The 14,886-nt window shown below is 62.3% G+C and carries 15 protein-coding genes and 1 riboswitch; of the genes, 4 read left to right on the top strand and 11 right to left on the bottom strand.

The window, feature by feature from the left end; all coding sequences use genetic code 11:
* Nucleotides 1–136: 136 nt before the first annotated feature.
* From thiC to AC1RLZ_RS27390, 6 genes are all read right to left on the bottom strand, one after another.
* Nucleotides 137–2,065 (bottom strand): phosphomethylpyrimidine synthase ThiC, encoded by a 1,929-nt coding sequence (gene thiC / locus AC1RLZ_RS27415; protein ID WP_493191200.1) that lies wholly within the window; start codon nt 2,063–2,065, stop codon nt 137–139.
* A 31-nt stretch (nt 2,066–2,096) separates the two neighbouring features.
* Nucleotides 2,097–2,705 (bottom strand): thiamine phosphate synthase, encoded by a 609-nt coding sequence (locus AC1RLZ_RS27410; RefSeq protein WP_493191199.1) that lies wholly within the window; start codon nt 2,703–2,705, stop codon nt 2,097–2,099.
* On the bottom strand, nt 2,692–3,474 hold the full coding sequence (locus tag AC1RLZ_RS27405) for a thiazole synthase (RefSeq protein ID WP_493191203.1): 783 nt from the start codon (nt 3,472–3,474) through the stop codon (nt 2,692–2,694). Before AC1RLZ_RS27405 ends, AC1RLZ_RS27410 begins: the two co-directional genes overlap by 14 nt.
* Nucleotides 3,475–3,480: 6 nt before the next feature.
* Complete coding sequence (thiS, locus tag AC1RLZ_RS27400; protein WP_493191198.1) at nt 3,481–3,678, bottom strand: sulfur carrier protein ThiS; 198 nt, start codon at nt 3,676–3,678, stop codon at nt 3,481–3,483.
* Nucleotides 3,669–4,706, bottom strand: coding sequence for an FAD-dependent oxidoreductase (locus AC1RLZ_RS27395; protein WP_493191197.1), 1,038 nt, complete (start codon nt 4,704–4,706; stop codon nt 3,669–3,671). Before AC1RLZ_RS27395 ends, thiS begins: the two co-directional genes overlap by 10 nt.
* Nucleotides 4,695–4,838: riboswitch (TPP riboswitch) on the bottom strand. (Overlaps the previous gene by 12 nt.)
* A gap of 73 nt (nt 4,839–4,911) precedes the next feature.
* Nucleotides 4,912–5,418 carry a transglycosylase SLT domain-containing protein gene (locus AC1RLZ_RS27390; protein ID WP_493191196.1) on the bottom strand — a complete coding sequence of 169 codons (507 nt, stop codon included), beginning with the start codon at nt 5,416–5,418 and terminating at the stop codon, nt 4,912–4,914.
* Nucleotides 5,419–5,635: 217 nt separating this feature from the next.
* Here AC1RLZ_RS27390 and AC1RLZ_RS27385 point away from each other — a divergent pair, with 217 nt between their 5' ends.
* Nucleotides 5,636–7,123: a hypothetical protein gene (locus AC1RLZ_RS27385; RefSeq protein WP_493191195.1), complete on the top strand. Its 1,488-nt coding sequence runs from the start codon at nt 5,636–5,638 to the stop codon at nt 7,121–7,123.
* Nucleotides 7,124–7,126: 3 nt separating this feature from the next.
* On the opposite strand, the gene AC1RLZ_RS27380 is transcribed toward AC1RLZ_RS27385, so the two are convergent.
* On the bottom strand, nt 7,127–8,446 hold the full coding sequence (locus tag AC1RLZ_RS27380; protein ID WP_493191194.1) for an ATP-binding protein: 1,320 nt from the start codon (nt 8,444–8,446) through the stop codon (nt 7,127–7,129).
* A gap of 9 nt (nt 8,447–8,455) precedes the next feature.
* Nucleotides 8,456–9,193 carry a response regulator gene (locus AC1RLZ_RS27375; protein ID WP_371423724.1) on the bottom strand — a complete coding sequence of 246 codons (738 nt, stop codon included), beginning with the start codon at nt 9,191–9,193 and terminating at the stop codon, nt 8,456–8,458.
* A gap of 170 nt (nt 9,194–9,363) precedes the next feature.
* Here AC1RLZ_RS27375 and AC1RLZ_RS27370 point away from each other — a divergent pair, with 170 nt between their 5' ends.
* From AC1RLZ_RS27370 to AC1RLZ_RS27360, 3 genes are all read left to right on the top strand, one after another.
* The gene (locus AC1RLZ_RS27370; RefSeq protein ID WP_493191193.1) at nt 9,364–9,957 is read left to right on the top strand and encodes a hypothetical protein; all 594 of its coding nucleotides are present in this window, start codon (nt 9,364–9,366) and stop codon (nt 9,955–9,957) included.
* Between the two features lie 147 nt (nt 9,958–10,104).
* A complete protein-coding gene (locus AC1RLZ_RS27365) occupies nt 10,105–10,482 on the top strand; it encodes a PRC-barrel domain-containing protein (RefSeq protein ID WP_493191192.1) in 378 nt (125 codons plus the stop codon).
* Nucleotides 10,483–10,561: 79 nt separating this feature from the next.
* On the top strand, nt 10,562–11,110 hold the full coding sequence (locus tag AC1RLZ_RS27360; protein WP_493191191.1) for a PRC-barrel domain-containing protein: 549 nt from the start codon (nt 10,562–10,564) through the stop codon (nt 11,108–11,110).
* 107 nt (nt 11,111–11,217) lie between these two features.
* Here AC1RLZ_RS27360 and AC1RLZ_RS27355 read toward each other — a convergent pair whose 3' ends face one another.
* From AC1RLZ_RS27355 to AC1RLZ_RS27345, 3 genes are all read right to left on the bottom strand, one after another.
* A complete protein-coding gene (locus AC1RLZ_RS27355) occupies nt 11,218–12,435 on the bottom strand; it encodes an ABC transporter substrate-binding protein (RefSeq protein ID WP_371423728.1) in 1,218 nt (405 codons plus the stop codon).
* Nucleotides 12,436–12,561: 126 nt separating this feature from the next.
* On the bottom strand, nt 12,562–14,112 hold the full coding sequence (locus tag AC1RLZ_RS27350) for a DUF4403 family protein (protein WP_493191190.1): 1,551 nt from the start codon (nt 14,110–14,112) through the stop codon (nt 12,562–12,564).
* A 74-nt stretch (nt 14,113–14,186) separates the two neighbouring features.
* On the bottom strand, nt 14,187–14,882 hold the full coding sequence (locus tag AC1RLZ_RS27345; protein ID WP_493191189.1) for a L,D-transpeptidase: 696 nt from the start codon (nt 14,880–14,882) through the stop codon (nt 14,187–14,189).
* Between the last annotated feature and the right edge of the window lie 4 nt (nt 14,883–14,886).

Genomic DNA, 14,886 nt, shown 5'->3' with positions numbered 1-14,886 from the left:
TGCGGCGAGGGTTTGCGAAGCATGACCCAGTGAATCAAAAGTCCCCGCCATTGGCGAGGACTTTGTCAGCGGTCTGAGGCCGGGTACACTACCCGGCCTTTTCCGCAAATATTCCGGCAGAGCGGAAAATCGACGCTTACAGCGCCTTGTTGCTCGCCTTCACAGCCTCCGCCTGGACATAGACCTGCTCGCCCATGTCCTTGAACTTCTGGCTCATGCTGGCCATGCCGTCCTCGATCACGCCACTCATCGACATGCCCATCGATGCTGTGCCACCGAGGTTCAGCGCGGCCTTCTCGTTATCGCCGAGGGTCGCCGCATAGTCGCGCACGTCCTGCGTGATCTTCATCGAGCAGAACTTCGGTCCGCACATCGAGCAGAAATGCGCGACCTTGTGGGCGTCCTTCGGCAGCGTCTCGTCGTGATAGGCGACGGCGGTTTCCGGATCGAGACCGAGATTGAACTGGTCCTGCCAGCGGAAGTCGAAGCGGGCGCGTGACAGCGCGTCGTCGCGGAGCTGCGCAGCGGGATGACCCTTGGCGAGATCCGAGGCATGCGCCGCGATCTTGTAGGTGATCACGCCGACCTTGACGTCGTCGCGATTGGGCAGGCCGAGATGCTCCTTCGGCGTCACGTAGCAAAGCATCGAACAGCCGAACCAGCCGATCATGGCGGCGCCGATGCCCGAGGTGATGTGGTCGTAGCCCGGCGCGATATCGGTGGTCAGAGGCCCGAGGGTGTAGAAGGGCGCTTCGCCGCATTCCTTGAGCTGCTTGTCCATGTTGATCTTGATCTTGTGCAGCGGCACATGGCCGGGGCCTTCGATCATCACCTGGCAGCCCTTAGCCCATGCCACCTTGGTGAGTTCACCGAGCGTCTCCAGTTCGGCGAATTGCGCGCGGTCGTTGGCATCCGCAATCGAGCCGGGACGCAACCCGTCGCCGAGCGAGAACGACACGTCATACTTGCGCATGATGTCGCAGATTTCCTCGAAGTGGGTGTAGAGGAAGCTCTCCTTGTGATGCGCCAGGCACCACTTGGCCATGATCGAGCCACCGCGTGAGACGATGCCGGTGACGCGGTTGGCGGTGAGGTGGATATAGGCCAGCCGCACGCCGGCATGGATGGTGAAGTAGTCGACGCCCTGTTCGCACTGCTCGATCAGCGTGTCCTTGTAGAGCTCCCAGGTCAGCTTGACCGGATCGCCATCGCACTTCTCCAGCGCCTGATAAATGGGAACGGTGCCGATCGGGATCGGCGCGTTGCGCAGGATCCATTCGCGGGTGGTGTGGATGTTGCGGCCCGTCGACAGATCCATCACGGTGTCGGCGCCCCAGCGGATCGCCCACACCATCTTGTCGACCTCTTCCTCCACTGACGAGGTCACGGCGGAGTTGCCGATATTGGCGTTGATCTTGGTGAGGAAGTTGCGGCCGATGATCATCGGCTCGAGTTCGGCGTGGTTGATATTGCAGGGGATGATGGCGCGGCCGCGCGCGATTTCCGAGCGCACGAATTCCGGCGTGACGAACAGCGGCACTTCGGCACCGAAGCTCTCGCCGTCGGCGCGCGCGGCCTCGGCGCGCTCGAGCTGCACCTTGCGGCCAAGATTCTCGCGCTCGGCAACGTAGATCATTTCCTTGGTGATGATGCCGGCGCGGGCGAACTCATATTGCGTGATCATCGCATCGCCGGTGCCGCGCAGCGGCTTGTGATAGGCCTTGAAGGACTTCGCAGCATGCGCCGCGCCGACATTGCCGTTGTCTTCCGGCTTGATCTCGCGGCCCTGATATTCCTCGACGCCACCGCGTTCCTTGACCCATTCGAGGCGCGCGCGGGACAGACCGTTATTGACGTCGATCAGCACGTCCGGATCGGTATAGGGACCCGACGTGTCATAGACCGGCAGGTTCGGCTCGCCAGCGCCTTCGGAGAGGATGATCTCACGCAGCGGCACGCGCAGGTCGGGGGCGCTCTCCGGGATCGCGTAGATCTTGCGCGACGAGGGCAGGTTGCCGGTGGTGACGGCAGGCAGGGTGGTGTCGGGATTGGAGCGGATGTTCATGGACTAATCCTCCGTTGTCGTTCTTGAAATGTCAGGCGGCTTTGGCGGATGCGCCAAGCCATTGATGGACGCGGGCGTCCGGGTCTGCGTGTTGGGTGACGTCGCTGACGACGGCGATGGAATCCGCGCCGGCGGCAAAGATCTCTTCGGCCTGTTCGAACTTGATGCCGCCGATCGCCACCAGCGGCAGGGGGCCGACGCGCTTCTTCCATACCGAGATTTTCGGAATGCCCTGTGGCGCGAAGCGCATGGACTTCAACGTCGTGAAGAAGATCGGCCCGAGCGCGATGTAGTCCGGATTGGCGCGCAATGCGGTTTCGAGTTCGTCCTCGTCATGGGTGGAGAGGCCCAGAGTGATGCCGGCCTTGCGGATCGCGGCAACATCGGCGTCGGCGAGGTCTTCCTGGCCGAGATGCAGATGCTGCGCCTGGAGCTCGATGGCGACGCGCCAGTAGTCGTTCACCACCAGCTTCGTCTTGGTGCCATTGGTGACGGCCAGCGCCTCGCGAAACAGCGTTGTCGCCGCGGCGTCGTCGAGATCCTTGGCGCGGAGTTGGACGGTACCGACGCCGAGCGCGGTCAGGCGCTTGACCCAGGCTACGGTGTCGACGACGGGATAGAAACGGTCAGGATACGGCATGCCAGAACGGTGTCCCGATGACTGGAGTGGAAGGGGAAGCGAAATCGCGCGCGCCCATCAGGCCGGCTTCATAGCCGATGCGGCCTGCATCGACGGCGAGACGGAACGCATTGGCCATGGCCACGGGATCGGCGGCCTTGGCGACGGCGGTGTTGAGCAGCACGGCGTCATAGCCGAGTTCTAGTGCTTCGGCGGCGTGCGACGGTGCGCCCAGGCCGGCATCGACCACCAGCGCGATATCGGGCAGGCGGTCGCGCAGCAGCCTCAAGGCATCGGCATTGATGATGCCCCGCGCGCTGCCGATCGGCGCCGCCCATGGCATCACCACCTTGCAGCCGGCATCGACCAGACGCATCGCGACGCTGAGGTCCTCGGTGCAATAGGGGAAGACTTCGAAGCCGTCCTTGATCAGGATATCGGCGGCTTCGACGAGGCCAACCACATCGGGCTGCAGCGTATCGTTGTCGGCGATGACTTCCAGCTTGATCCAGGGCGTGCCGAACAATTCGCGCGCGAGCTTTGCGGTCGTGACTGCCTCGCGCACACTGCGGCAGCCCGCGGTGTTGGGCAGCACGGTGACGTCGAGTTCGCGGATCAGCGACCAGAATGCATCACCGGTCTTGCCGCCCGCGGATTCGCGCCGCAGCGACACGGTGACGATGCCGGCGCCGGACGCGCGGATCGCGTCCTGCATGATCGCGGGCGACGGATAGAGCGCGCTGCCGATCAGCAGGCGGGATTTGAATTCCTTGCCGTAGAAACTCACCATCAGCAATCAGCCTCCCTGCCGCGGCGTGATGATCTCGATCTCGTCGCCGGCTTTCAGCGGCGTGTGCGCCCACTGGCTGCGCGGCACCACGTCGAAATTCAGAGCAATCGCACAATGCGTGCCTTCGTAGTCCAGCTCCTGGAGCAGTGCGCCGACATGCGACGCCTCGATCTCGCGGCGCTCGCCATTGACGATCACTTGCATTGCATCACCTCATTGTCGATCTCGCCACGCTGCACATAATCGAGCGTCAGCTCCGCCAGCGCAGGTGCCAGCAGGAAGCCATGGCGATAGAGGCCGTTCACCGTGATCGTATTCTTGTCGATCGCGATGCGCGGCAGGTTGTCGGGGAAAGCCGGACGCAGGCCCGAGCCGAATTCGAGAATGCGTGCTTCGGCAAAGGCCGGGTGCACGGCATAGGCAGCGCCGAGCAGTTCGAGCGCGGAGCGCACGCTGACGCCGGTGTCCTCGCTTTCGATGGAGGTGGCGCCGAGCATGAAGCGATTGTCCGCGCGCGGAATCACATAAAGCGGCCAGCGTGGATGCATCAGGCGGACCGGGCGCGACAGCTGCACTTCGTCAGTCTCGACGATGATGATCTCGCCCTTGACGCCGCGCAGTTTCGGCGCGCCGGCATCGTCGCGCGCAGCAAGGCCGCGGCAGTCGATCACGAGTCCATCGAGATCTTTCGGCTGCTGCTCGCTGTGGTATTTGATGATGCCGCCGGCGGCGGTGATCCGCGCATGGAGTTGCGGCAACACGCGGCGCGGCTCGACATGGCCTTCGCCGGGATAGAACAGTGCATCGCGAAACTGCCCCTGCAGCGATGGCTCAAGCTCGGCGAGCTTCGTCGCATCCAGCCTTGTATGGCCAGATGTCATCCGGGCGAAGCGCTCATAATCGGCGCGGTCACGCGCATGCGCGACGACCAGCGAGCCATTGAATGGCGTGTCGGGGAGTTCGTCGCGCCACAGGTCCAGCGCGCGCAGGCCGAGGCGGGAGACCACGGGTTCGGAGACTTCCGCTTCGCACCAGGGCGCCAGCATGCCGCCGGCCCAATGGCTGGTGGCGTCGTGCATGCCGGCGTCGCTGCGCTCGTGCAGCGTCACGGCGTGCCCCGCCTTGGCAAGCATCAACGCCTGCCAAGCACCGGCAATGCCAGCACCAACAACTGATATCGATTGACCCGCTACGGGAGAGTCCCCGCGCGGAGATTGCGTCGTCTGAAACATCCCTGTCCCTTCGCCGGCATGACCCGGATCAGGTTCAAAGGGTCACCGCGGTCTCGCGCTTCTTTTCCGGAACAAGAAAAGTGCGAGCTTGCGGTATCTCAGCTCCTCGTCGGAGCCCCCCTCGGAACGACTCTAATGTAAACCTATGGGTGGGCGTGTCAACGCGCCCAGGGAATCCCTTGGGATTCCACCGAATCACGCACAGTTACGGCTTCGGAACCTGTGCATTGACATTGGCCGTCTCCTGCAGACGCTGGCGCTCGGCATCCTTGGCAAAGATCGGCTGGTGCGGCGGCGCGGAAACCTCGCGGCGCTGGCGCTTCGCAGCATAGTAGTAACCGCCGGCATAGTACGACACCGCGCGATTGTGATTGCCGTTCGCAGCGCGATAGGCGCCGGCGAGATATTTCACCGCATAAGTGAGATTGGTGTCGGGATCGCGGAGGCCTTCGGCGGTGCCGGTGTAGCCAACGCCGCGCGCAGTCGCGAGCTTGATCTGCATCAGCCCGATGGTGCCGCCGCGGCCGATCAGGTTGGGGTGATATTTGCTTTCGCGCACGATGACGCGATGTACCAGCGCCTCAGGCACGCCATTGGCATGGGCATGCATGGCGACCATGGCATCGTAGTCGGAGCGCTGCTGGGCCGAAGCCATCTGGGGCAGGGCGGCAACCGCAAACATTGCCGCCAGGAACAGTGAAATACGTTTCATGAATGATCTCGAAGCTTCGTTCTCCGCCAGTAGCGGAGCGGGCCTTTCAGACGGCCTAAACCATCTGATTCAATTATCCGGGATTAGGGCTCGAATTGAGTCTTTCTCTAGACCAGATTCACGAGTTCCGCCCGGTATTTACCCCAAATTATGCCCGGCCGTGGTTTGCTGCGGTATTCCAGCGCTTTTCTTGCGACTTTCCAGGGGCATGCCGAGCATGACGATGTCCGCCACCCATTCCGCCGAGGCGCGCAGGCCACTGCAAGGGCTGCTGCCGCTGTGGGTCGGGGTTGTGGTCTATGCGCTGTGGTTCGCGGCAGGCAACGCCCTCCTGAGAGATCCCGATCCGTATTGGCAGATCGCCGTGGGGCAGTGGATTCTCGATCATCACGCGGTGCCGACGACCGATATCTATTCCTTTACGATGTACGGCCAGCCATGGATCTCGACCCAGTGGCTGGCTCAGGTGCTTTATGCGATTGCCTATGCCGGCGCTGGCTGGACCGGGGTGGTGGTGCTTGCTGTTGCCGCACTGGCTGCGACGGTGGCTGTGTTGACGCGCTTTCTCGATAGGCGCCTGCCGGCCACCGCGACGATCATCTTCGTTGCGACGGCGCTGGCGCTGATGACGCCGCATCTGATGGCGCGGCCGCATGTGCTGGCAATGCCGGTGATGGTGGCCTGGGTGGCGGGTCTCGTGACCGCGATGGACCGCAAGACGGCGCCGTCATTCTGGCTGCTGCCGCTGATGGCGCTATGGGCCAATCTGCATGGTGGCTTCGTCCTGGGTTTGATGTTGATCGGGCCGATCGGTATCGACGCCATCTGGCACACGCCGGCCTCCGCGCAGCGCAAGCTTTTGCTGCGCTGGGCGCTGTTCGGCATCGCCGCGCTCGCTGCAAGTTGCGTGACGCCCTATGGCTGGGACTCGCTGCTGGCATCGCGTCGTATCCTCAATCTCGGTGAAGCGCTGGCGCTGATCGGCGAATGGCGGCCTGCGAATTTCGATCATGCCGGACCTCTGGAGCTGACCGTGCTGGCGGCGTTCGCGCTGGCTCTCTGGCGCGGCATCGCGCTGCCGCCGATGCGCGTCGTACTCGTGATGGGCTTCGTGTTCATGGCCCTCAGTCATGTCCGCAATGCCGAAGTGTTGGCGCTTCTGGCGCCGCTGGTCCTCGCCGGGCCGCTGGGTGAGCGGATCGGCTTCCCTGATCAACCAGCCGCGCCCGCGCCATCGTCGCTGCGCGGTTGGCTGTTCGCCGGCCTCGCGCTCTGTCTGATCGCGATTACGTTTGTTCTTTGCGCCGTGCAGCGTTACGCACCGGTCGCAACGGGAGCGCCGGCCGCGGCGGTGACCGAACTCAGGAAGCTCAATCTCAGCCGCGTGTTCAACGACTACGATTTCGGCGGCTATCTGATTGCGCGCGGCGTGCCCACTTTCATCGATGGCCGGACCGAATTGTTCGGCACAAAGCTGATGGTCGATCACAACAATGCCAGCGGATTGATGGAGCCGGACAATCTGTTCCGGCTACTGAAGGACTACGACATCGAGGCAACCTTGCTGCGCACCCAAAGCGCAGCGACCAAATTGCTCAATCGCGTCGATGGCTGGGAGAAGGTCTATAGCGACGACGTCGCCACGATCCATCTGCGCAAGCCGGGCGCGCTTCACAGCGTCGCGCCCGCGGTGAAAGCGAACTGAGCCTTATGCTGCGGCTCTCGTATCCCGTGCTGGCAGCGTAATGCGCACGATCAGGCCGTGCGGCTGACGATCCAGCAATGTCAGCTCGCCGCCATGGGCCAGCGTCACGGCGCGGGCAATCGACAGGCCGAGCCCGAAGCCCGCGGCTTCATGGTCCATATTGCGGGCGTCATCGCCGCGCACGAAGGGCTGCAGCATCGCGTTCTTCTGTGCATCGGAAATGCCGGGACCGTCATCGGCGACGTCGATGATGGCGCCACCCTCTGACATGGTCAGGGAGATTGTCGCCTCGGAGCCGAATTTTACGGCGTTCTCGACAAGGTTGGTCACCGCGCGATGCAGATCGTCGGGTCGCGCCATGGCCATGGCATGGGACGGCCCCTGATAGGTGACCGTGTGGCCGATATCGGCAAACTGATCGGCGATCAGCTGCAATGTGGTTGCGATATCGGTGAGTGTCATCGCCTCGAGGCGGCGGTCGTTGCGCAGGAATGACAGCACGGCTTCCAGCATCGAGCGCATCTGATCGAGATCACGCAGCATATGACTGCGATGGCCGTCATCCTCGATGAATTCCGAGCGAAGACGCAAGCGGGTAATCGGCGTGCGCAGGTCGTGGCTGATGGCGGCGAGCATCTTGGTGCGGTCGTCGATCAGCGTGCCGATACGTTCGCGCATCCGATTCAGGGCGCGCGCTACCGAACGGATTTCTTCGGGACCGCGTTCCGGGAGAGGTTCGGCCGAGCCGCTGAGGCTGAATTCTTCGGCTGCTTTCGCAAAGGCCGAGAGCGGAGCCGCCAGCATGCGCGCCGCCCACAGGCCCAGCAGCGTCAGGCTGATCACCACGAACAGAAATGTCAGAACCCACGGACCGCCCAGAAAGAAACCGGGCCGTCGCTCCGGTCGGCTGCTGAACGAGAATATCTCGCCGCCCGGCAATGCAATCCCGAGCCTGTCCGGCTCGCCGGTGATCGCCAGCAGCCGCACGCCCGGGCCGAGCCCTCGGCGCAGGCCGCGACGCGTATAGTCGGGACGATCGTCGGTGGTCACCGCCGCTCCCGGCGCGACCGGTTGGATGTCGAAATGGGGGAAGGCGTTCTTCAGGTTCACCAGCAAGGCGGAGCGGTCAGCCGCTGGCGTCGCACTCAACAGGCGGACAATCGCAATCAACTCGCCGTGGCCGCGATCCCGCTGCGGGTCGTTCTGATCCGGCCGCATCAGCGTGAACAGAATCGAGAGGACGACGTGGATCGCAACGATCGATATCACCACCAGAGCGGTGATCTGGCCGCTGATCCGGCGTAAATTGAGGACGCTGAACATCCCTGTCGACTAGTTGGGGGTTGCTGTCGCAACCGCTTCCACGGTGGGTGTGAACATGTAACCGCCGGATCGCACCGTCTTGATCATCTGTGCGTCCTGCGGATCGATCTCGATCTTGCGACGGATACGGCTGACCAGCACGTCGATACTGCGCTCGAACGAGCCGGCGCTGCGGCCTTGCGTGAGATCGAGCAGGCTGTCGCGCGACAGCACGCGACCGGAGCGCTCGACAAATGCGCGCAGCAGATCGAATTCGGCCGAGGTCATGGCGACGCGCGCGCCTTCGGGATTACGCAATTCGCGCAGGCGCAGGTCGATCTGCCAGCCGGCGAATGACAGCGCCGTGGCGTTCGGCGTGGCGCTTGCATTGAGCGCCGTGGCCTGTCGGCGCAGCACCGCATTGATGCGCGCCAGCAATTCGCGCGGATTGAACGGCTTCGGCAGGTAATCGTCTGCGCCCATCTCCAGGCCGAGGATACGGTCCACGTCCTCACCGCGAGCGGTCAGCATGATGATCGGCAGTTGCGACTCCGCGCGGACCTTGCGGCACAGGCTGAGGCCGTCTTCGCCGGGCAGCATGACGTCGAGGATCAACAGGTCGACGCGGGTGTCGGCCATCACCTTTTCCATCTCGCGCCCGTCGGCAGCGGTGGTGACGTTGCAGGAATTGGTACGCAGATACTTTGCGATCAGCGTACGGGTTTCGCGGTCGTCTTCCACGACCAGGATGTTCGGTACGTTTGCCATGCGAACTCTTTTGGCCGGGATCGGCTCGGGCTGCAGAAGTTTTTTGTTTCAGACTATTGCTGGTGTGCTGGGTGTAACAACCCGCAACATGTCGGCAAGGCGAGAACAAGACCTCGTTAAGAAGGTTAACCGCAAGTTGCGAGCACTCGGCAAGCATCTTGGAGCAGATCATGACCTCTATCTCGGCTGCGTCCAGCAGTTCCTACCAGTCCCCTCTTCAGAAACTGCAGCAGGAGCTGCAGTCTGAACTTACGTCGGGGAAAATCAGCAGCGGCGATCAGGATGCGCTGTCGTCTGCTTTGACCGATATCGACACGTCGTTGCAGGCCGATCGTTCGGGCCAGAGCAGCGGGACCCGGCCATCGCCCGATGATATGAAATCGAAGATCGACGACCTGATCAGTGCCCAGATTTCCAGCGGCAAGCTGACCTCGGACCAGGCCACCGAATTGCAGGGCGTGTTCCAGTCGGCCTTTGCCAATGGCGGACCAGGTGAAGCGGGTGGCCATCACGGCGCCGGCGGCCCACATCCCGGCGGTGGTCATGGCGGCCCTCCGCCGTCGAACACCGCTGATAGCAGCGACAGCACCGATGGTACGACCAGTACGAGCAGCGTCTCCGACATCATGAAGCAGTTCCTGGACTCGCTGAAGCAATCATTGGAGGCCTCGTCCTCGAGTTCCTACAGCGCCAGCGGAACCAACACGACGGCATTGAGCAGCACCACGTCCTTTACCGCGCTGCTGATCGACTACCAGACCTGATACGACGACGGCGACGCTTACGATTAAACAGGCCATCTTTCCCGCAAGGGAAAGGTGGTTTTTTTGCAAACTCCCTTTCAAGCTTTTGCCGGAACAAGGATCGCGCCTGGTCGTTATCATTCCTTAAGCTGATTTATGGAGGCGACAATGACACCCGACGTCATGACGAAGCCGCATAGTCTGATTGCCAGCGACCGGATCGAGGGAACAGCGGTGCGGCGTCCGAACGGCGAACGCATCGGTCATATCGAGCGGCTGATGATCGACAAGATCAGTGGCAAAGTGTCCTACGCGATCCTCAGCTTCGGTGGCTTTCTCGGTCTCGGCTCGAATCTGCTGCCGCTGCCTTGGGCGCGACTGACCTTCAATCGCAAACTTGACGCCTATCAACTTGATATCAGCGAAGAGGAATTGCGCAGCGCGCCGTCATTTACGGAGCAACGCGAATTCGACTGGGGCGATCGGTCGCAGGAAGAAGCGCTGCATCGCCACTACGGCGTTGCACCCTATTGGGGCGAATTCTAGCACCCAATTTCGTGTGGAACCGGAACAGTCATTGTATCTCCGCGTTGGTTTTGAGTTTCCACAACGACAGGAGGAACATATGTTCAAGAAATATATGACGGCTGGTATCGTTGGTTCGGCACTGCTGGCAACAGCGGCCTTTGCGCAAAGCCCGAATACGACGACAACCACACCGCCAGCAGCTGCGCCGGTCAGGGCGTCGGATTCGACGTTCAATGGTAATTGGCGGACTTCGAAGATCGTAGGCCTTAATGTTTATAACGAAGCCAATGAGAGCCTCGGCTCGATCAACGACCTGCTGACCGACAAGGAAGGTAACATCAAGGCCGTGGTGATCGGCGTTGGTGGTTTCCTTGGCGTGGGCGAACATTTGATCGCTGTGCCTTATGACAAGGTCAAATTCGTGAACGAGCCGGTCGCGACCACAGTGTCTTCAACTGGCGGTTCGTCGGGCATGAAGTCGACCTCGACGTCGAGCGGCATGACAACGGGCGCAGCCACCTCGGGTACGGCTCCTGCAGCCGCAACGCCAGCGAAGTCGAATCCCTGGTACCCTGACCATGCGGTGCTGAGCGGCGCCAGCAAGGATCAGCTGAAGGCGATGCCTGAGTTCAAGTATTCGACCTAAGGCGATCCAGCGTAGCCTCAAGTACCAGCGTAGCTTCAAGTGAATGAGAAGCGCGCGTCCGATTTCCGGGCGCGCGCTTTTCGTGACGAATAGCGATTACCGTTGTTTTATGACTTGCCCTTCACCAGCGGGCAGCCGCCTTTGTCGAGCGGACGGAACGCCTCATCGCCGGGAACTTCTGCAAGCAGCTTATAGAGATCCCATTCTCCCTTGGACTCTTCAGGCTTCTTCACTTCGAACAGATACATCTCGTGGATCATGCGGCCGTCCTCGCGGATCTTGCCGTTCTTGGCGAAGAAGTCGTGGATCGGCGTAGCCTTCATCTGTGCCATCACTTTTGGCGCCTCATCGGTACCGATAGCATCGATGGCTTTCAGGTAGTGCATGGTGGCCGAATAGAGACCGGCCTGGATCATCGTCGGCATATGCCCGACCTTCTCATTGAACCGTTTGGAGAAGGCGCGGGTCTCATCATTCATGTCCCAATAGAATGCGTCGGTGGCGATCAGGCCCTGCGCTTCCTTGACCCCGAGAGCATGGGTGTCGGTGATCTCCTGCAGCAGCGCGATCATCTTCTGGCCGCCCTTGATGATGCCGAACTCTGCCGCCTGTTTCAGCGCATTCGTGGTGTCGCCGCCGGCATTGGCCAGCGCAACCACCTTGGCCTTGGAGGCCTGGGCCTGCAGCAGGAATGAGGAGAAGTCCGACGAGTTGAGCGGATGCTTGACCGCGCCGATCACCTTGCCTCCGGTCTCCTTCACGACATTGGCAGCATCGCGCTCCAGCGCCGCACCGAATGCGTAATCGGCCGTGATGAAGAACCAGCTGTCTTCGCCGCGCTTCACCATCGCCTTTCCGGCAACATTCGAGAGCGCATAGGTGTCATAGGTCCAGTGCACGGTGTTCGGCGAACACTGCGCGCCGGTGATATCCGAACTGCCGCCGCCGGAATTGATGTGAATCTTGTTCTTCTCGCGGGTCAGTGCCGAGATCGGAAGCGCGACGGACGATGTCGGCACGTCGAAGATCGCGTCGACCTTGTCATTGTCGTACCAGTTACGCGCAATGTTGACGCCGACATCAGGCTTGTTCTGGTGATCCGCAGAAATCACCTGCACCGGCTTGCCTCCGGCCTTGCCGCCATAGTCGGCGACGGCCATTTCGGTCGCAACAACCGACCCCTTGCCGGTGGCGTCCGCGTACAGGCTCGACATATCCGTCAACACGCCGATCTTGACGACGTCGTCGGAAATCTGAGCATGGGCTGTCGAGGACATGAATGCGACAGCAAGGCCGGCCACAACTGTGGCGGTAAGTGACTTCATGGGGCGTGCTCCCTGGGATTTTCGCTGCTTGTGCAGCTTGGCTAGCGCCGGCATCCTGCGCCCGTTCATTTTGAGGGGCAAGAACGAGACAGAGCAGTTTTCCGTGATCGGTCGAGGCGTTGGGCCTTACAGATTTGGCAGCGCCGTCACATTCACATTGATGGCGCCGTCGGCCTCCGCGATCACCCGGAGCGTTTTGGAATCGAAAGCGATCCCGCCAAGGCGGAGGCTGCTGATCTCGGCGCCGACGCGGATGCCATTTTCGTTCTTCTGGAAGTCGGCGATGGCAGCGGCGATCTTCTTTTGCGCGTTCGAGGCAAAGGGTTTCAGATCGATGGTCGCACGTTCGGCCAGCGTGTTCTGTAGCAATGGCATGGCTGCACGCGCTGCCGCGCCGAGCAGGCCGAAGGCCGCTTCAGATTCAACGGCGAGTTCCAGATCAGTGAAACGCAGCGTCTGCGCCGCCTGATCGAGCGCCGGCTTGCCCCAGACGTGGACGGTCGCTTCGCCGCCAAGGCCGAACCAGCTCTGCTTCTCCTTCGCATTCACCAGCAACGAGATGAGCAGACGGTCGCCGGAGGCCGAGACGGTTGCCTTCTTCACCGTCACTGCGACCGCGCCGGAATTGTCTTCCGGGAACGTCTTGCCGGCGAGTTGCGCCTCGATGATCTTGTTCAGTTCAGTGAACGGCATGTCCACGGGCACACCGATGCTGAGTTTGCCGGGGCCAGGCGGCACGATGACCAGCGTGGCAGGGAACGGACAATTCGGCTGGGTCTGTGTCGACGTCACGCGCGTTTCGGCTTCGACGCCGAGTGTCAGCGTCACATTGCTGGCATCGATGCGCGGCTGGGCAGCAACGGCACGCGTCGGCTTCAGTTCGAGGAACAGGCTTTGCAACGCGCTTGCTCCCTGCAGCGGAATCGACCTGCAGAGCCTGGCCCATTCGCGCCGGGCATTTTGCTCGAAAGCCGGGTCGTTGCGCAGCCGCTGCTGCACGGCGGCGATCTGCTCGTTGACCGCATTGTCGATCATCGGCTTGACCTGTGCCGGCACATTGATGCGCGCACCTGCGACCGATGCACTGGTGTCGCCGAGCGTCACCTGAGCTGCGAGGTTCGGTTCGATGCGCCAGTTCGGGGTCAGCCGCGGCTGCGCCGAGACCACCACATTGCCACGGATTTCCGCATTGGCATTGACGTTCTTGATGTTGATGTTGCCGAGTTGCTTGGCGACATTGCCCCCCAGCAGGTTGCCGAGGGCGCCGCCCAGGGCGTCGCGGACATTTGTCGAGATCGCGCCGGAGACATTGAGCGTGCCGGTCAACGGCGTCGACATGGTCAGCGTGTCCTGCGCGCCGGTGGCTGCGATCGGCCCTCGCGCCGCCGTCCACTTGATATCGGCATCCTGAAGCAGTTGCTGTGCGGGATTATCCGCGGTGCCATTGAAGCTGTGCGGCGCGCCGCGGTCGGCGGCATCGCGGATCGCGGTGAGTGCGATGGCGACGGGGGCGACGATGGTGGAGCTGCGCGTAGGCGAAGCCGGCAGTGGCGGCAAGGCGACCAGCACCGGCGCCGAACCGGCGCCGCGGGGTGCCACATAGTCCATCACCTTGAGGGCGACCAGGAAAAAGATCGCGACCAGCACGGCGCCGATCAGAATTGGTTTTAGACGCATGATGTCCCCGCTCGAAAACGCGGGGACACTACAATGCCGGGACGACCCGCGCCAGTTAGGAGCCGCGCCTCAGATTAGCCGCGTTTGCCACTTGCGCCCTCTGCGCGGCGATCCATCGGCAGCACGACGACCCTGGTGCCGACAGTGACACGGGAATACAGATCAGACACGTCCTGATTGGTGAGGCGGATGCAGCCCGACGAGACCTGTGTGCCGATGGTCTCCGGCATATTGGTGCCGTGGATGCGATAGATCGTGCCACCGAGATACATCGCGCGGGCGCCGAGCGGGTTGCCGGGGCCGCCGGCCATGTGACGTGGCAGATAGGGCTGGCGCGCGATCATTTCAGCGGGCGGGGTCCATGCCGGCCATTCGGCCTTGCGGGTCACGGTCTGCACACCGGACCAGGTGAAGCCATCGCGGCCGACACCGATGCCGTAGCGGATCGCCTGACCATTGCCGAGCACGTAATAGAGATAGGTGTTCGGCGTATCGACGATGACAGTGCCGGGGGCTTCGCGGGTCGGATAGCTGACGATCTGGCGTTTGAAGCGCGCGGGCTGTTCGATGGCCGGGCGTTCGTCATCGATCTGCGGGGACTGCATGTAAGGCGAAGGCTCGCTCTGTACTGGCGGCGCCATGAAGAACGGAAACAGCGGCAGCGGCGTTGCGGCTGCCGGATGGGCAAAGGAGAAGGCGCCGGCAATGAGCGCGCCAATGGCAACGGCGGCACGGCGAATTTTTCGTTCGAAGGACGCGAGGGTGATCATGGGA

This window comes from Tardiphaga sp. GW822-FHT04G09 (assembly GCF_058800725.1).
Note: the sequence above shows the minus strand (reverse complement) of the source record. Positions and strands in the feature narration are given on the sequence as shown.